Genomic DNA, 14,621 nt, shown 5'->3' with positions numbered 1-14,621 from the left:
GAATGAAGATTTGTATCATTAGTTATGATTTTTGGGATTATGATAAGTATATTGTTGAAACATTATGCAAAAGAGGTATTGATGCTCATCATATAAAGATCAGTACCGTTACTCATTCCAACTTCAATGAAAGAGCTGTAAATGCTTTAAGCAAAACTTTTTTAAATAAGAATCTTAAGACTGAAAAAAGGCAGAAATATGTTCTGGATTCCCTGGAAAAATTAGGTCATCAGGATCAGATACTCGTGATGAATCCAGATACATTTGATCTTTCTACGCTAAAAAAAATCCGAAAGTATACAGACCGTTTGGTTACTTATCTTTATGACAATCTTGAAAGGGTTCCTGTAGAAGATAAACTGTACCTTTTTGACAAAGTATTCTCCTTTGATCATATAGATGTCAAAAAGCACGGGTTTGAAAAATTAACAAATTACATTTATCTGCCTCACTGCGTAAAAGAAAACCAGCATCCGGAAATGGATCTCTTCTATATTACATCATATGATAACAGAAGGGTTTCACTGATTAAATTACTGGCAAAAAAACTGATTGAACAAGGACTCAAATTCCAGATTATGATTATTGGTAAAAAATCCTGGAAACATCAGCTGACGAATATGTTCATGACGGTGCCTAAAAATCTTTTTCTGGTTTTCAGCATCAAAAAGATTCCTCATAATGATCTTCCAAAATACTATAAGAATTCAAGGGTTTTATTGGATCTTATGCGTGAAGGGCAATACGGGCTAAGTTTCAGGGTATTTGAAGCCATGTCTCTGGAGAAGAAAATCATTACTGATAATGAAGCCATTAAAACCTATGATTTTTACAATCCCAATAATATTTTGATTTTAAACAAAAATATTAGTAATCTTGACAAATCTTTCTTTGAAACGCCTTATGAAAAAATTCCGGAGGAAATCTATGCACGATACACTCTGGACAGTTGGGTGAACAAAGTTTTTGAAATAAATAATAATTTATGAAAAAAAAACTTTTATTTATAGCTCCTGGTTACTATGGGTTTAATGAAGTGGTTTTTGATGGTTTAAAAAAATATAGCGGTTATGAAGTAGTACATATCAATTCAACGCTCAACTACCAATACAAAAATATTTTAGAAAAAATATATAATTTTTTTTTAAAGACCTTTCTTAAAAAAAATCTCAAAAACATAAAAAGAGGCGAACATATTCAACGCATCATCAATCTTCACGATTATGATGTTTTGCTGGTAAACAGACCAGATGTTTTGAGTGAGGCAGATATGAATTTCGCTCTTGAGAAATCCAAAAAATCTATTGTTCTTTTTTGGGACAGCATTCAGAAGATTCCTTCTCAAAAAGAATACATCCAAAAATTTGATATCTGTTGTAGTTTTGATACAGATGACTGTAAAAATTATAATTTAAATTATATAACCAATTTTTACTTCATCAAAGATCAAAAAACAATTACAAACGTCGATGTTTGTTATTTAGCAACCTATGATAAGAGAATAGAAGAAACTCAAATTCTTTTTGAATATTTTAACAATAATAATATCTCTGCAAAAGGAAAATTATTTACTTACAAATCTATTCCTATAAAAGAAAAACTTCCTAGGAATATAGAGGTGGTTCATGAAATTATTCCTTTTTCAAGTTCATATAAATACTATTTGGACAGTAAAATTATTCTTGATATAGCCCATCCTCATCAAAAGGGATTATCATTCCGACCGTATGAAGCCATTGGATTGAATAAGAAATTGATCACAACTAATCAGGAGATTGTTCAATATGATTTTTATAATCCGAACAATATTTTTGTAGTGAAAGACCCTTCAAACTTCACAATTCCCCAAAGTTTTTTAACGGAGGATTATGAACAGTCTGAAGAATGGATCAAAGAAAAATACTATATTAAGAACTGGATAAAAACAATACTTTCATTTCATGAAAACTAAAATTTATTTTGTATGCCCCACTAATAAATTTGCGAGTGGAGGTGTAAAACAGATTTACCGACAGGTCGAGACCTTAAACAAAAATGGATTCGAGGCTTATTTGCTGCTTAAAAAAAGAGGAAAAAAGGAAAACTGGTTCAATAATAATGTTCCAATAAAGTACAGTCCATATCTATTTAAAGAGTTAAAATATCTGTATAAAGGAAAAAAAATCAATTTCTCTAAAAAATTAGTCTTAAGTTTTTTAAAAACTCAAAGTATAGAGATTGAGAAAGATGTTATTCTGGTTTTTCCTGAAATTTACGGTCCAAATATTCATAAACTGGCACCTGAGAATCCCAAAGTGATTTTTAATCAAAACTGCTATTATACTTTTGGTTATTTTTCAATTTATGAAAATTATGAAGTGAATCCTTATAATCATCCTAAAACGCTAGCTACCATTGTAGCCTCTAAGGACGCTGAAAGATATTTAAAATATACTTTTTCTGACTCTGAGGTTTTCAAAATGCGCTTAGGTATTGACAATCAGGTATTCAATTATAGCGAAAATAAAAAGAAGCAGATTTGTTTTATGCCGAGAAAACTTGGTGATGATGTGACCCAGGTCATTTCTATATTAAAACAAAGAGGTACATTAAAAGACTGGAATCTTGTTGCAATAGATAATAAAACAGAGCAGGAAGTGGCACAAATAATGAAAGAAAGCGCTGTTTTTCTAAGCTTTAATCATAAAGAAGGCTTTGGTCTTCCTCCTGCAGAAGCCATGGCTTGTGGCTGCTATGTAATAGGATATTCTGGTCAGGGTGGAAAAGAGTATCTGAAGCCGGAATTTTCTAACCCTATAGAAGATGGCAATATTATAGAGTTTGTTCAAAAAATAGAGGAAATCATAAAGATTTACGAAGAGAATCCTCAGGAAATTTTGAATAAAGGGAAACTTTCTTCTCATTTTATTTTAGAAAACTACAGTTTAAAAAATGAAATAAATGATACAGTAAGTATTTGGAATACTATTACACAATAAATACAAAAGGATAATTTAATGATTATCCTTTTTTTAATTTCTTTTTCTTTTAAGGTCTCCTGTTCAAATCAAAATCTGAAAGTATGCTTCTTTATTTATCGAAAAAACCGCCTCAAAACTGAGACGGTTTCTTTACTGTAAAATATCAATATTTTTTAATTAATAGGCATAGAATTCAATTCCTTCAGCCACATAACCTGATGGTCTTGCGCTAGATCTTGAATAATAGTGATCTTTACCATTCCAATATCTGTAGATTGGAACTGTATTAGGCTGTTGCGTTGCAAAAGCATTAAACTCTATTCCTTCGTCTACATATCCCTGATAATATCCTGGAGTTTTTGTATAATAATGATCTTTACCGTTATAATATCTGTAGATTGGAACTGTGTTTGGTGCTTTATATAAGAATGCATTGAATTCTGTTCCCTCATAAGAATATCCGCTGTAGCTTCCAGGAGTTTTAGTATAATAATGATCTACTCCGTTATAATATCTGTAAACCGGAATCGTATTGAATTCCATATACACCTTATTGTCAATCAGATATTGATCTACGTATGCTTTAAGCTGAGCTTTTTTAGCAGCATCTTTCACTAAATCATAGATGATAACCAATCCGTTGCTTCCAAAATCTACCAAAACAGAATTGCTCGTACTAGAACTGTTCTGCCAGTTGGAAATATTAATTTTAGGATTTGAAGTATCAAGATTCAGTTCTCCCAATAAACCTTTTGAAGGGTCTCCTCCTCTTGTTTTAAATGATAGTTTCTTAGAATAGTTCATAGATGATTCTGATGTGTTCACATCGTTTGTTACATCTACATCAAAGATATCTTTCATTCCTACTTTCACTCCAATTCTTGCAGCACGGTCACGGCTTTGGCTTCTTGTTTCTGCCTGGAATAAAACATCAAGCTTTGCTCCTGTATAGATGTCAAGCGTTACGTGAGTTCCATAGTCCTGTACAATCTGTTGTGGCGTTTTTGTCTGTAAATCCTGAACAAATTCCGGAGTCAGATAGTCTCCTAACATATCTGTAGTAGCATTGAATCTTACTCTTTTTTGCTTAATAGTAAGATTATAGCTTCCGTAGATATATTTCCCTTCAAATTTATTGTTGGTAGTAACGGCAGAATTAAAACCTACAGAAAGTGTTTTTTTGAATAATGGAATACCCGCAGTAGCATTCACTTTAGTAGAAACCATTTTAGAATAGGATTCAGCATTTTCACCATACTCTTCAGTGTATTCCTGTGAGAATGTGTTTTCGCTGATTAGTCTGTTGGCCTGTTCTGCTTTAAAACGATCAATATCGATCACTTTAAAACCGGCTGCTGTTGCATTGGCATATTCACCGGCAACATTATAACCGTGTCCCAGAACATCGTAAATTCCGTCTCCTGCAAATTTGGACGCAGCTAATCGGTTATTAGCCTTTGCTGCCGGGCTTTCAGGTGTTACCTCACTGTTGAGTTCTTCTGTAGAACAAGAACTCATAAAAAGCATCAGCAGAGAGCTGAAGCAAAATACAATTTGTTTTCTCATGATTATTTAAAAGTTTCCGCAAATATAATATTCAACAGCGAGTGAAAAAATAATTACACAATGATTTATATCATTATTTAGTGAATTTAATAATCTATTAAAATCCTCTTAACAAGCTATTCAGATAGCTTTATCAAAGAAATTTACTAACCAGGCATAAAATTTATTAGTTTTTCCCAATCTATTTTTAGAACTCTTGCATTATTTCAAATAAAAAGTGAAGTCAGAATTACTGACTCCACTTTTATAATGACCACAAATTGATTTATATTTCTGAAAATTAGTTAGCAGGAATATAGAAAGCTATTCCTTCTTTTACCCAGTAACTTGTTGGCCCAAGGTTGGGATTCACTGTCAGATAATGATCTGATTGATTTCTCGCTTTATAGTTGTAAACCGGAATTCTGTCACTAGCCGGATCTTTATACGCATAAAATGCTACTCCCATATATACATCCCAATAAGAAGATGGCTGCAATGTGCTTGATTGTCTGTAATAATGATGAGCTCCTGAATTGCTTTTAAAACAGTAAATTGGAACTGTATTAGGCGCTTTATATTCAAAAACTTTGAATGTTGGCCCTTCATTCGTCCAATAGCTTAATGGACCAAGATTAGTATTAAAACTAAAATAATGGTTACTGTCCGGCTGATTCTGGTAACCATATAGCATTTTGGTATTATACTCTAATGAAATTTGGTTATCCTTTAAATACTGATCTACATATGCTTTAAGCTGAGCTTTTTTAACAGGATCTTTTACCAGATTGTAAATAACAACCAATCCATTATTTCCAAATTCTACCAACACAGAATTATTGACCGTCGAGCTGCTTTGCCAGTTTGCAATATTAATTTTCGAGGTAGTTTCATCCAAATTTAACTCTCCAACCAGACTTTTTGAAGGATCTCCACCTCTTGTTCTGTAAGATAATTTATTATTAATATTTTTACTATACTCTGCCGTATTTACATCATTGGCTCCTTCTACATTAAATATTTTAGACATTCCGACCTTAATTCCAATTCTTGCAGCACGATCGCGGCTTTCGTTGGTTGTTTCAGACTGGAACATGATGTCCATTTTAGCTCCAGTGTAAATATCAACCATTACATGAGTACCGTAATCCTGTACAATCTGCTGAGGAGATTTAGTTTGCAAATCCTGCGTAAACTCAGGAGTTACATAGTCAGCAAGCATATCTGTTGTAGCGTTAAATCTTAGCCTTTTTTGCTTAATTAAAAGATTATAGCTCCCGTAGATATATTTAGCATCAAATTTATGGTTGGTAGTAACTGCAGAGTTGAATCCTACTGATAAGGTCTTTTTGAATAAAGGAATTCCTGCAGTAACATCTACTTTCGTAGAAACCATTTTGGAATAACCTTCTGCATTCTCTCCATATTCTTCCACATACTGCTGGGTATTTGCATTTTCAGAAATCAGCCTGCCCGCTTGCTCTGTTTTGAATCTGTCGATATCAATTACTTTAAAACCGGCAGAATTGGCGTTAGCATACTCACCAGCCGCATCAAAACCGTGTCCTAAGACATCATAAACTCCATCTCCTGCAAATTTTGCTGCAGACAAACGATTAGCTTTTGCCGGGCTATCAGGAGTCGCAGTTTCATTGTTCAGATCTTCCGAAGAACAAGACCCCATGAAAAGCATCAGCAGAGAGCTGAAGCAAAATACAATTTGTTTTTTCATAGTATTAATTTTAAAATTCCTCACAAATATAACCTTCAATACTGAGTGAAATACATAATCACAGCTGACATATATCATCAATATGTGATTTTAATAATGATTTAATCATTCATGAATAAAGGCTTAATCAATCACAAAAAAGTGATTTAGTAATTAAAAATAATTATAAAAACAAACTTGAACAGATCATAAAAAGAACATTAAAATTAATTCAAAAATTTTTGTTTACAGATCCAACTTCTACAATATAAATTTCATGAATTGTAATATTTAGATTAAAAATGATCCGAAAATACAATGTGAGGCAGTTAAAACAACATTTGAAGAAAATTTAAAGAAATAAATACAAAAGTTAAAATCAAAAAGCGAATACCTGGTCAGAAATCAGTCCGTAAACGCATAATTTTAAGTAAATTTGCAAAAATTAAAATTGAAATGGAGAAAGTAAGAGTACGTTTTGCTCCAAGTCCTACAGGACCGTTACATTTGGGAGGCGTAAGAACTGCATTATATGATTATCTTTTTGCTAAAAATCAAGGAGGAGAATTTGTATTGAGAATTGAAGATACTGATACTGCCAGATATGTAGAAGGTGCTGAAGAATATATTGAAGAAGCACTAGAATGGTGCGGAATCATCCCTGATGAAAGTCCTAAAAAAGGAGGAAAATATGCTCCTTACAGACAATCTGAAAGAAGAGACATCTACGATCGATATACGGAACAGATCTTAAAAACCGATTATGCTTATATCGCTTTTGATACTGCAGAAGAATTAGATGCAATTCGTGCGGAATACGAAGCAAAAGGTGATGTTTTCTCCTATGACAATAAAACAAGAAATGGTCTTAGAAACAGCCTTACTCTTTCGGAGGAAGAAGTTCAAAGACTATTGAATGAAAAGACTCCTTATGTAGTACGTTTTAAAATGCCTGTTGACAGAGTATTGAATCTAGAAGATATTATCCGTGGAAAATTTTCTGTAAATACCAATACTTTAGATGATAAAGTGCTGGTAAAAAATGACGGAATGCCAACGTATCATTTCGCCAACATTATTGATGATCACGAAATGGAAATCTCTCACGTAATCCGTGGAGAAGAATGGCTGCCGTCTTTAGGACTTCACACCTTATTATATGAAGCAATGCAATGGGAAGCACCGCAGTTTGCACACCTTTCTTTAATTTTAAAACCTGAAGGAAAAGGAAAACTAAGCAAAAGAGACGGAGATAAATTCGGATTCCCGGTATTCCCGCTTGATTTCAAAGATCCCGCTACAGGAATAATTTCTAAAGGATATAGAGAAAACGGTTATCTTCCTGATGCTTTCATCAATATGGTAGCATTATTGGGTTGGTCTCCTGCTGATGATAAAGAAATTCTTCCATTGGAAGAAATGATCAAAGAATTTGATCTTCATAAAGTACATAAAGCGGGTGCAAGATTCAGTAAAGAAAAATCTGAGTGGTTCAACCATCAGTATATTCAGATGAAATCTGATGAAGAGCTTCTTCAGATCCTAAAAAAGACAGATCTTAATCTTTCCGGTGCTTCTGATGAAAAACTGTTGAAAGTAATTCAACTGATGAAAGAAAGAGCAACTTTTCCGAAAGACATCTATGAAAATGGGAAATTTTTCTTTGAAGCTCCTGTTTCTTATGATGAAAAAGCATCGAAAAAAGCGTGGAATGATGATACATCTGCAATTCTAAGAGAATTGGCAACTGCTTTTGAATCTACAGACTTTATCGCTGAAACATTAAAAGAAAAAATGCATGATTTTGCGGAAAGCAAGGGGTTAGGAATGGGTAAAGTAATGATGCCACTACGTTTGTCTTTAGTAGGAGAACTGAAAGGGCCAGACGTACCGGACATTCTGGAAACGCTTGGTAAAGAAGAAAGTATCGCCAGAATAAAGAATGCTATAAATAATTTTAACTAAAATAACCATAATTTTTCATACATTTGAAAGATTTAATTTACTTCAAGAAATGGAATATTTAAGTTTCGAACTTCCTATCAAAGAATTGATGGATCAATACCAGACGTGTTCTTTAGTAGGAGAAGAAAGTGGTGTTGATGTAAAATTAGCATGCAGCCAGATTGAGGATAAGATTTTAGAAAAGAAAAAAGAAATCTATTCAAATCTTACACCTTGGCAGAGAGTACAACTGTCTCGTCATCCGGATCGTCCCTACACAATAGACTATATCAACGGAATGGCAGACAAAGGCAGTTTCTTAGAACTTCATGGAGACAGAAATTTCGCTGATGATCCGGCAATGATTGGAGGATTGATTACCCTTGATGGTCAAAAAGTAATGATCATAGGAACTCAAAAAGGAAGAACGACTAAAGAAAGACAGCACAGAAGATTTGGAATGCCAAATCCGGAGGGATACAGAAAAGCTTTAAGACTAATGAAGCTTGCTGAAAAATTCAATATCCCTGTGGTAACTTTAGTAGATACACCGGGAGCTTACCCAGGATTGGAAGCTGAAGAGAGAGGACAAGGTGAAGCTATTGCAAGAAATATTTTTGAAATGGTACAGCTGAAAACTCCAATCTTCACTTACATCATTGGAGAAGGCGCCAGTGGTGGAGCATTAGGAATAGGTGTAGGAAACAAGGTATATATGTTAGAAAATACATGGTATACAGTAATTGCTCCTGAAAGCTGCTCTTCTATCTTATGGAGAAACTGGGATCACAAAGAAGATGCAGCTAATGCATTGAATCTTACCCCGGCAGATGCATTAAGAGAGAAGTTCATCGATGGGATTATTGAAGAACCACTTGGAGGTGCTCATTATGATCAGGAGACAACTTATTTGAACCTGAAAAATTCAATTTTACAAAATATCAAAGCTTTCTCCAAATTTACAGGACAGGAGCTTGAAACCCAAAGACAGGACAAATTCATTGCAATGGGTCAGTTTAAAGGATAAAAAAATAAAAAGGTTAAGAATTTCTTCTTAACCTTTTTTCTTTAGCTTTCTTCTATCTTATTTTATCCTATTCTGCAACGTTGAGTGCAATTTCAATATCCTGAGTAATTTTCTTTAAAGCAGAATACTTGGCATCACATACTGAGGTTGTCATTACATATTCTCCTTTATCAACAAGAATAAAATTTTCCCCTTTTGCAGGAACTGTCAGATTATAATATTTTTTGCCACTTATTTTTACGATAAGATTACAGGCTGATCTGTTTTTAATATTAACATAGGCTTCATTCTTATTCAAATCATTATTAAAAAGATGGGTAAGCATAGCTGCTGTTTTTTTATTCTCCTCACTTGGTCCAGCTTTAGAACTTCCTGCACTTTTTGCTGAGTTTGCAGAACCTGCCGATGCAAAAGTAGTTGTTCTTCGTTCTTCTTTTAAAGCTTCAATAGCAGCAGCAGTATTATCAGAAACAGGTTTACCGTTAACTGTATTAGTTTTATTTACAGCAATCGTTTTACCGCTATTCAGCTCATTATTTTTTACAATGTTTTCGATTTTTTCTTTACTGATTGGCTTAATAGTAGGTTTTGCTTCGGGAGAATTCCCCGCCATAATAATATCAATCAGTTTTCTTTTAAAATAATCTGTTTTAGCGTGTCCGGGATTTTGTTTCAGGAAACCAGCGATCACTCTGGCTTCTTTTGAAATCTCAGCTTCCTGTTCTGTATAGATGATAACAGTTTCTTTTTCAACAACAGCTTTAGATTTTGTTTTTTTCTTTTTTTGGGAAAATCCAAGAGAGAAAATGCATATAAATAGAAGGAATAAGATTTTTTTCATTAATCAAATCTTTAAAATAGTATTAAATATATTAATAACGTGAAAAGTCATTTTTTAGTTTATCATTAAAATCATTATCTTTGCACTGCTCTAAATTTAAGCTAAAAATTAATACTAATCTTAAATAAAAAAAATAATAGATATTATGTCTTATACACCAGCTGCTGCAGACGTAGCAAAATTGAGAAACCAAACAGGTGCAGGTATGATGGACTGCAAGAAAGCTCTAGTTGAAGCTGAAGGAGACTTCGAAAAAGCGGTAGACATCCTTAGAAAAAAAGGACAGAAAGTTGCTGCTAACAGAGCTGACAGAGAATCTGCTGAAGGTGCAGTAATCGCAAGAGTAAACGAGGACAACACTTTAGGTGTAGTAATCTCTCTAAACTGCGAAACTGACTTCGTTGCTAAAAATGAAGCGTTCATCGAGCTAGCTTACGAATTAGCTGAAATGGCAATTTTTGCTGCTACTAAAGAAGAGCTTTTAGCTACAGATTTCCACGGAATGACTGTTGCTGAAAAATTAGTTGAGCAAACAGGAGTTATCGGTGAGAAAATCGAAATCGGATCTTTCGAAAGAATCCAAGGAGATTTCTTAGGAGCTTACATCCACGCTGGAAACAAAATTGCTGCAATTTCTTCTCTTTCTGCTAAAGTAGATGGAGCTGACGAAGCTGCTAAAGCTGTTTCTATGCAGGTTGCAGCTATGAACCCAATCGCTTTGGACGAAACCAGAGTTTCTCAGGAAACTATCGATAAAGAATTAGAGATCGAAAGACACAAACTTACTGAAGAAGGTAAGCCTGCAAACATTATCGATAACATTCTTAAAGGTAAAATGCAGAGATTCTACAAAGACAACACTTTGGTACACCAGGATTTCATTAAAGACGGAAGTATCTCAGTTGCTGATTATGTAAAATCTGTAAACGCAGACCTAAAAGTAACAGGATTTGTAAGAGTAAGCCTATAAGCTAACCCTTTTTCAAAAAATATAGAATCCCGGTGAAGTTCACCGGGATTTTTTTATTCCATAAAAGCATGTGATTATTAACAGAATATGACGGGAATTTTAAATATTCAGCAAATACAGAATAAACGTTATTTCAAAACTTTTTTTGCATAAAAAATTGATTATTAATGTTTAAATTTGCGGCCCCTTATAATAACGCATGAAAAAACTTCTATTAGCTTTTTGCACTTTTCTTTGTTTATTTGTGAATGCACAATTGGATTCTGAGCATTGGATTGCTCCTATGTCTGCAAGCAGTCTCCTCGGAACTCCGAAAGGTTACCTTTATCTTTCAACCAATGAAACAACAGCTTTCTCTGTACAGGTATTTAATAACAACAATGTATTTTCTACCGTTCAGGTCAGCAAAGGAAATCCTGTTCAGGTAACTATCCCGAACAATATGATGATTTCCTCTACCCCATCCGGACTGTTTACGTCCAATTCAATGGGACTGTATGTAAAAGGAAGCAAAAAATTCTTCGCCAGCTATAGATTTACTGTACAGGATCAGGCTGAATTTATTACATCAAAAGGATTAGCCGGACTTGGGAAAACATTCTTTGTAGGAATGGCTCCCAATACAACTGCCAAACCCTATGTAAACTCCACTATTGGAGTTACTGCAACTGAAGATAATACTACGGTAACTTTATCAGGATACAACCCTGCCGTTGTTTTCTCTGATGGTATTTCAGCTCCTTCGAGAACTTTCACCATCAATAAAGGAAAATCATACATCATTGAAGCACAGAGCAATCTTAATTCTAATAATTTAACGGGACTGGTGGGAGCAAAAATTGTTTCCAATAAACCAATCTCTGTAACCAATGGAAATTTCAACAGTATTTATACCACTCAAAACAATACCAATGTAGACGTTCTGATGGATCAGGCTGTTCCTGTAGAAAGATTGGGAAAAGATTTTGTGATGATGAAAGGAAATGGCCCAGCTAATTCCGGAATGGAAGTAGCCGTAGTGATTGCAACAGTAAATAATACAAAGCTTACTGTAAACGGAACAATTTTGAATAATGTTACCTTGAATGCAGGACAATACTATGTTGTTCAGGGAACAAACTATATCAATCAGGTGAACGGAAATTACAATATGAGTATTTCCGCCAATAATAATGTATATGTATATCAGCTTTTGGCAGGAACTTCTACAGGTACGGTTTATGCTACGGGAGGAATGAATTTTATCCCGCCTTTAAGCTGTTTTTTACCTAAAGAAATTAACGAAATCGGATTTATTAATAAAATTGGAACTGATACCTTCAATACAAGACTTAATATTATTACTCAAGCTGGTGCTGCAGTTACCATCAATGGAAGCCCTATTGCGGCAGGTACAGGCCCGGCTCCGGTGACTGGAAATCCGAACTGGGTTACTTATTCTATTCCAAGTGTGACAGGAAATATTACTGTAGGTTCTACAAAACCGGTTACTGCAGGTATTGCTGCAGGAAATGGGGCCGTAGGGTATGGAGGATATTTCGCAGGATTCTCTTCTGTTCCGGTGATTACAAAGACAGGAGACTGTTATAATGGAGTTCAGCTTTCTGTAGAAACCGGTTATGATGCCTATCAATGGTATCTGAACGGAAATCCGATTACAGGAGCAACTACCCCAACCATCAATCCTGATTTATATGGTACAGGAATATATACCTGTTCTATCACCAGAACAAACTGCGAATCCAGACTTACTGCAGAATTTGATTATACTGCATGTCCACCTATCACTACAACGACTTATGATATTGGATCTTGTAATACCAAAATCATCAATCCGGTATTTAGTAATTCAACCCAAACTATTGATCCTTCTTATACAAATATTATTGTATCACCCACGAACGGAAACGTAAGCATAAATCCGACAACAGGACAACTTATATATACTCCTAATGCCGGTATTACAGCCAATACTACAGATACATTCACTTATTATATTCAGGGGAACGGAAATCCGGCAGCTTTTGAATATTTTAAAATCGTAGTCAACACCCATGTTTTTCAGGTAAACAATGCTTCATTAAATTCCTGTGCAGCAGCTAACGGAAACGGAACATTTAACCTTACTACAGCTAATGTAACTTCGGAACCTGGTGCTACCGTTACTTACTTTACCAATCAAAACTTAACAGGTCAGATTACTAATCCAGCTGCCTACTCAGGACAAGCCGGAACCATATATGCGAATGTAACTTCAATCTATGGATGTTCTAAAACAGCAACCATTACTTTAAATACTTATCCTACTCCCAATATTAACACAATTAACTTCAATGCGGCCATTTGTGATGATAATTTTGATGGAATTGTAAGTGTCAATTTTACGAGCGTAACTCCTCAAATTGTTACCAATCCTGCCAACTTCACGGTAAAATATTATCTTAATCAGGCTGATGCCAATGCCGGAAACAATAACACACTTCCTGCCAACTGGACGTTCACCGCTAGCACCACTGTTTATGTAAGAGTATCCGGTGTTGTTGGGGAATGCCCCCCTGCTTTAGGCCAGATCAGTTTTACAATCGGAAATAAAATTCCTTTGATTACCAACAATGCACAGGCTGATATCTGTGACAATGATCTTAATGGTTCCGAAGCTGTAAATCTTAATGACTATAAAGCTCTATTTACAGCAGATCCAGGCGTTATCTTATCATTTTACACTTCCCTGGCGAATGCTCAGGCTGGTTTAAACCCCATTTCTGCATCACAGACTCTTACTTCATTGGCGAGTATTTTCTATGTAAGATTCCAAAGCATTACTGCATGCCCGAATACAGCTGTTTTAACGCTTAATCTGAAAACTCCAAAAAAATCTAACAAGCTGAATGATCATGTGATCTGTTCTGATGAAAAAATAATGCTGGATGCCGGTCCGGGATTCACTTCGTATTTATGGAGTACTGGTGCTACTTCTCCAAGTATTTCTGTAGGACCCGGAACCTATTATGTAGACCTTGGATTCAACGGATGTGTATACCGTCAGTATGTCAATATAACCTCTTCACAGGCACCTACTATTACTAAAATAGAGGTAACAGGTACTACAGCAACCGTTTTTGTAACCGGAGGAACTGCTCCTTATAAGTATTCATTAAATGGTTTCGACTATCAGACTTCCAACATTTTCACAGCATTATCAAGAGGTCTTCATACGGTATATGTATTGGGTTCTGACAGATGTACCCATGTAACCAAAGAGTTTCTGGTGCTCAACCTGATCAATACCATTACTCCGAACGGAGACGGAATTAATGACGTTCTGAATTATTCAGAATTAAAAATCAAAAAAAATGTCACTATTGAGGTGGCAGACCGTTATGGAGCCTCTGTTTATAAGTCTTCTGACAAGAATTATACATGGGATGGAACAGTCAATGGAAGAAATCTTCCTACGGGAACTTATTGGTATATTATCAGATGGAATGAGCCTGACACCCAATTACCAGTTTCATACTCAGGATGGCTTTTAATTAAAAATCGAGAGTAACTTTTTAACATTTATTTAAATTTTATTAAAAGTATTTCATTTTTTATTTTAATTTTGTAGAAATCCTAATTCC

Annotated in this window: 10 protein-coding genes; 7 read left to right on the top strand and 3 right to left on the bottom strand. The window is 34.5% G+C overall.

All coding sequences use genetic code 11. The annotated features are described in order from the left end of the window. Window positions 1–2 precede the first annotated feature (2 nt). Genes CQ046_RS04770 through CQ046_RS04760 form a run of 3 tightly spaced genes read left to right on the top strand, consistent with a single transcriptional unit; the run spans window position 3 to window position 2,978 of the window. Window positions 3–989: a hypothetical protein gene (locus tag CQ046_RS04770; RefSeq protein WP_105701172.1), complete on the top strand. Its 987-nt coding sequence runs from the start codon at window positions 3–5 to the stop codon at window positions 987–989. Further along, the gene (locus CQ046_RS04765) at window positions 986–1,951 is read left to right on the top strand and encodes a lipopolysaccharide core biosynthesis protein rfaS (protein WP_105701171.1); all 966 of its coding nucleotides are present in this window, start codon (window positions 986–988) and stop codon (window positions 1,949–1,951) included. Before CQ046_RS04770 ends, CQ046_RS04765 begins: the two co-directional genes overlap by 4 nt. Beyond that, on the top strand, window positions 1,941–2,978 hold the full coding sequence (locus tag CQ046_RS04760) for a glycosyltransferase (protein ID WP_105701170.1): 1,038 nt from the start codon (window positions 1,941–1,943) through the stop codon (window positions 2,976–2,978). Before CQ046_RS04765 ends, CQ046_RS04760 begins: the two co-directional genes overlap by 11 nt. 159 nt (window positions 2,979–3,137) lie before the next feature. Here the strand turns inward: CQ046_RS04760 and CQ046_RS04755 are convergent, their stop codons facing one another. Beyond that, window positions 3,138–4,526 (bottom strand): MAC/perforin domain-containing protein, encoded by a 1,389-nt coding sequence (locus tag CQ046_RS04755; RefSeq protein WP_105701169.1) that lies wholly within the window; start codon window positions 4,524–4,526, stop codon window positions 3,138–3,140. A 280-nt stretch (window positions 4,527–4,806) separates the two neighbouring features. After that, the gene (locus tag CQ046_RS04750) at window positions 4,807–6,237 is read right to left on the bottom strand and encodes an MAC/perforin domain-containing protein (protein ID WP_165790464.1); all 1,431 of its coding nucleotides are present in this window, start codon (window positions 6,235–6,237) and stop codon (window positions 4,807–4,809) included. Between the two features lie 435 nt (window positions 6,238–6,672). Here CQ046_RS04750 and gltX point away from each other — a divergent pair, with 435 nt between their 5' ends. After that, window positions 6,673–8,181 carry a glutamate--tRNA ligase gene (gltX, locus tag CQ046_RS04745; RefSeq protein ID WP_105701167.1) on the top strand — a complete coding sequence of 503 codons (1,509 nt, stop codon included), beginning with the start codon at window positions 6,673–6,675 and terminating at the stop codon, window positions 8,179–8,181. Window positions 8,182–8,230: 49 nt separating this feature from the next. After that, window positions 8,231–9,187, top strand: a complete 957-nt coding sequence (locus CQ046_RS04740; protein ID WP_105701166.1) for an acetyl-CoA carboxylase carboxyltransferase subunit alpha — start codon at window positions 8,231–8,233, stop codon at window positions 9,185–9,187. Between the two features lie 67 nt (window positions 9,188–9,254). Here CQ046_RS04740 and CQ046_RS04735 read toward each other — a convergent pair whose 3' ends face one another. Next, the gene (locus tag CQ046_RS04735) at window positions 9,255–10,028 is read right to left on the bottom strand and encodes a DUF6759 domain-containing protein (protein ID WP_105701165.1); all 774 of its coding nucleotides are present in this window, start codon (window positions 10,026–10,028) and stop codon (window positions 9,255–9,257) included. 145 nt (window positions 10,029–10,173) lie between these two features. On the opposite strand from CQ046_RS04735, the gene tsf reads away from it, so the two are divergent. Together tsf and CQ046_RS04725 are read left to right on the top strand one after the other, a co-directional pair. Further along, a complete protein-coding gene (gene tsf / locus CQ046_RS04730) occupies window positions 10,174–10,998 on the top strand; it encodes a translation elongation factor Ts (protein ID WP_047385945.1) in 825 nt (274 codons plus the stop codon). A 199-nt stretch (window positions 10,999–11,197) separates the two neighbouring features. Continuing rightward, window positions 11,198–14,548: a T9SS type B sorting domain-containing protein gene (locus CQ046_RS04725; protein ID WP_105701164.1), complete on the top strand. Its 3,351-nt coding sequence runs from the start codon at window positions 11,198–11,200 to the stop codon at window positions 14,546–14,548. Window positions 14,549–14,621: the final 73 nt, after the last annotated feature.

The organism is Chryseobacterium sp. MYb7, from assembly GCF_002979455.1.
Lineage (GTDB): Bacteria > Bacteroidota > Bacteroidia > Flavobacteriales > Weeksellaceae > Chryseobacterium.
Note: the sequence above shows the minus strand (reverse complement) of the source record. Positions and strands in the feature narration are given on the sequence as shown.

Coding starts and splice junctions, on each gene's coding strand:
- CQ046_RS04770 (WP_105701172.1), top strand. CDS start 3: ATGAAGATTTGTATCATTAGTTATGATTTTTGGGATTATGATAAGTAT.
- CQ046_RS04765 (WP_105701171.1), top strand. CDS start 986: ATGAAAAAAAAACTTTTATTTATAGCTCCTGGTTACTATGGGTTTAAT.
- CQ046_RS04760 (WP_105701170.1), top strand. CDS start 1,941: ATGAAAACTAAAATTTATTTTGTATGCCCCACTAATAAATTTGCGAGT.
- CQ046_RS04755 (WP_105701169.1), bottom strand. CDS start 4,526: ATGAGAAAACAAATTGTATTTTGCTTCAGCTCTCTGCTGATGCTTTTT.
- CQ046_RS04750 (WP_165790464.1), bottom strand. CDS start 6,237: ATGAAAAAACAAATTGTATTTTGCTTCAGCTCTCTGCTGATGCTTTTC.
- gltX (WP_105701167.1), top strand. CDS start 6,673: ATGGAGAAAGTAAGAGTACGTTTTGCTCCAAGTCCTACAGGACCGTTA.
- CQ046_RS04740 (WP_105701166.1), top strand. CDS start 8,231: ATGGAATATTTAAGTTTCGAACTTCCTATCAAAGAATTGATGGATCAA.
- CQ046_RS04735 (WP_105701165.1), bottom strand. CDS start 10,028: ATGAAAAAAATCTTATTCCTTCTATTTATATGCATTTTCTCTCTTGGA.
- tsf (WP_047385945.1), top strand. CDS start 10,174: ATGTCTTATACACCAGCTGCTGCAGACGTAGCAAAATTGAGAAACCAA.
- CQ046_RS04725 (WP_105701164.1), top strand. CDS start 11,198: ATGAAAAAACTTCTATTAGCTTTTTGCACTTTTCTTTGTTTATTTGTG.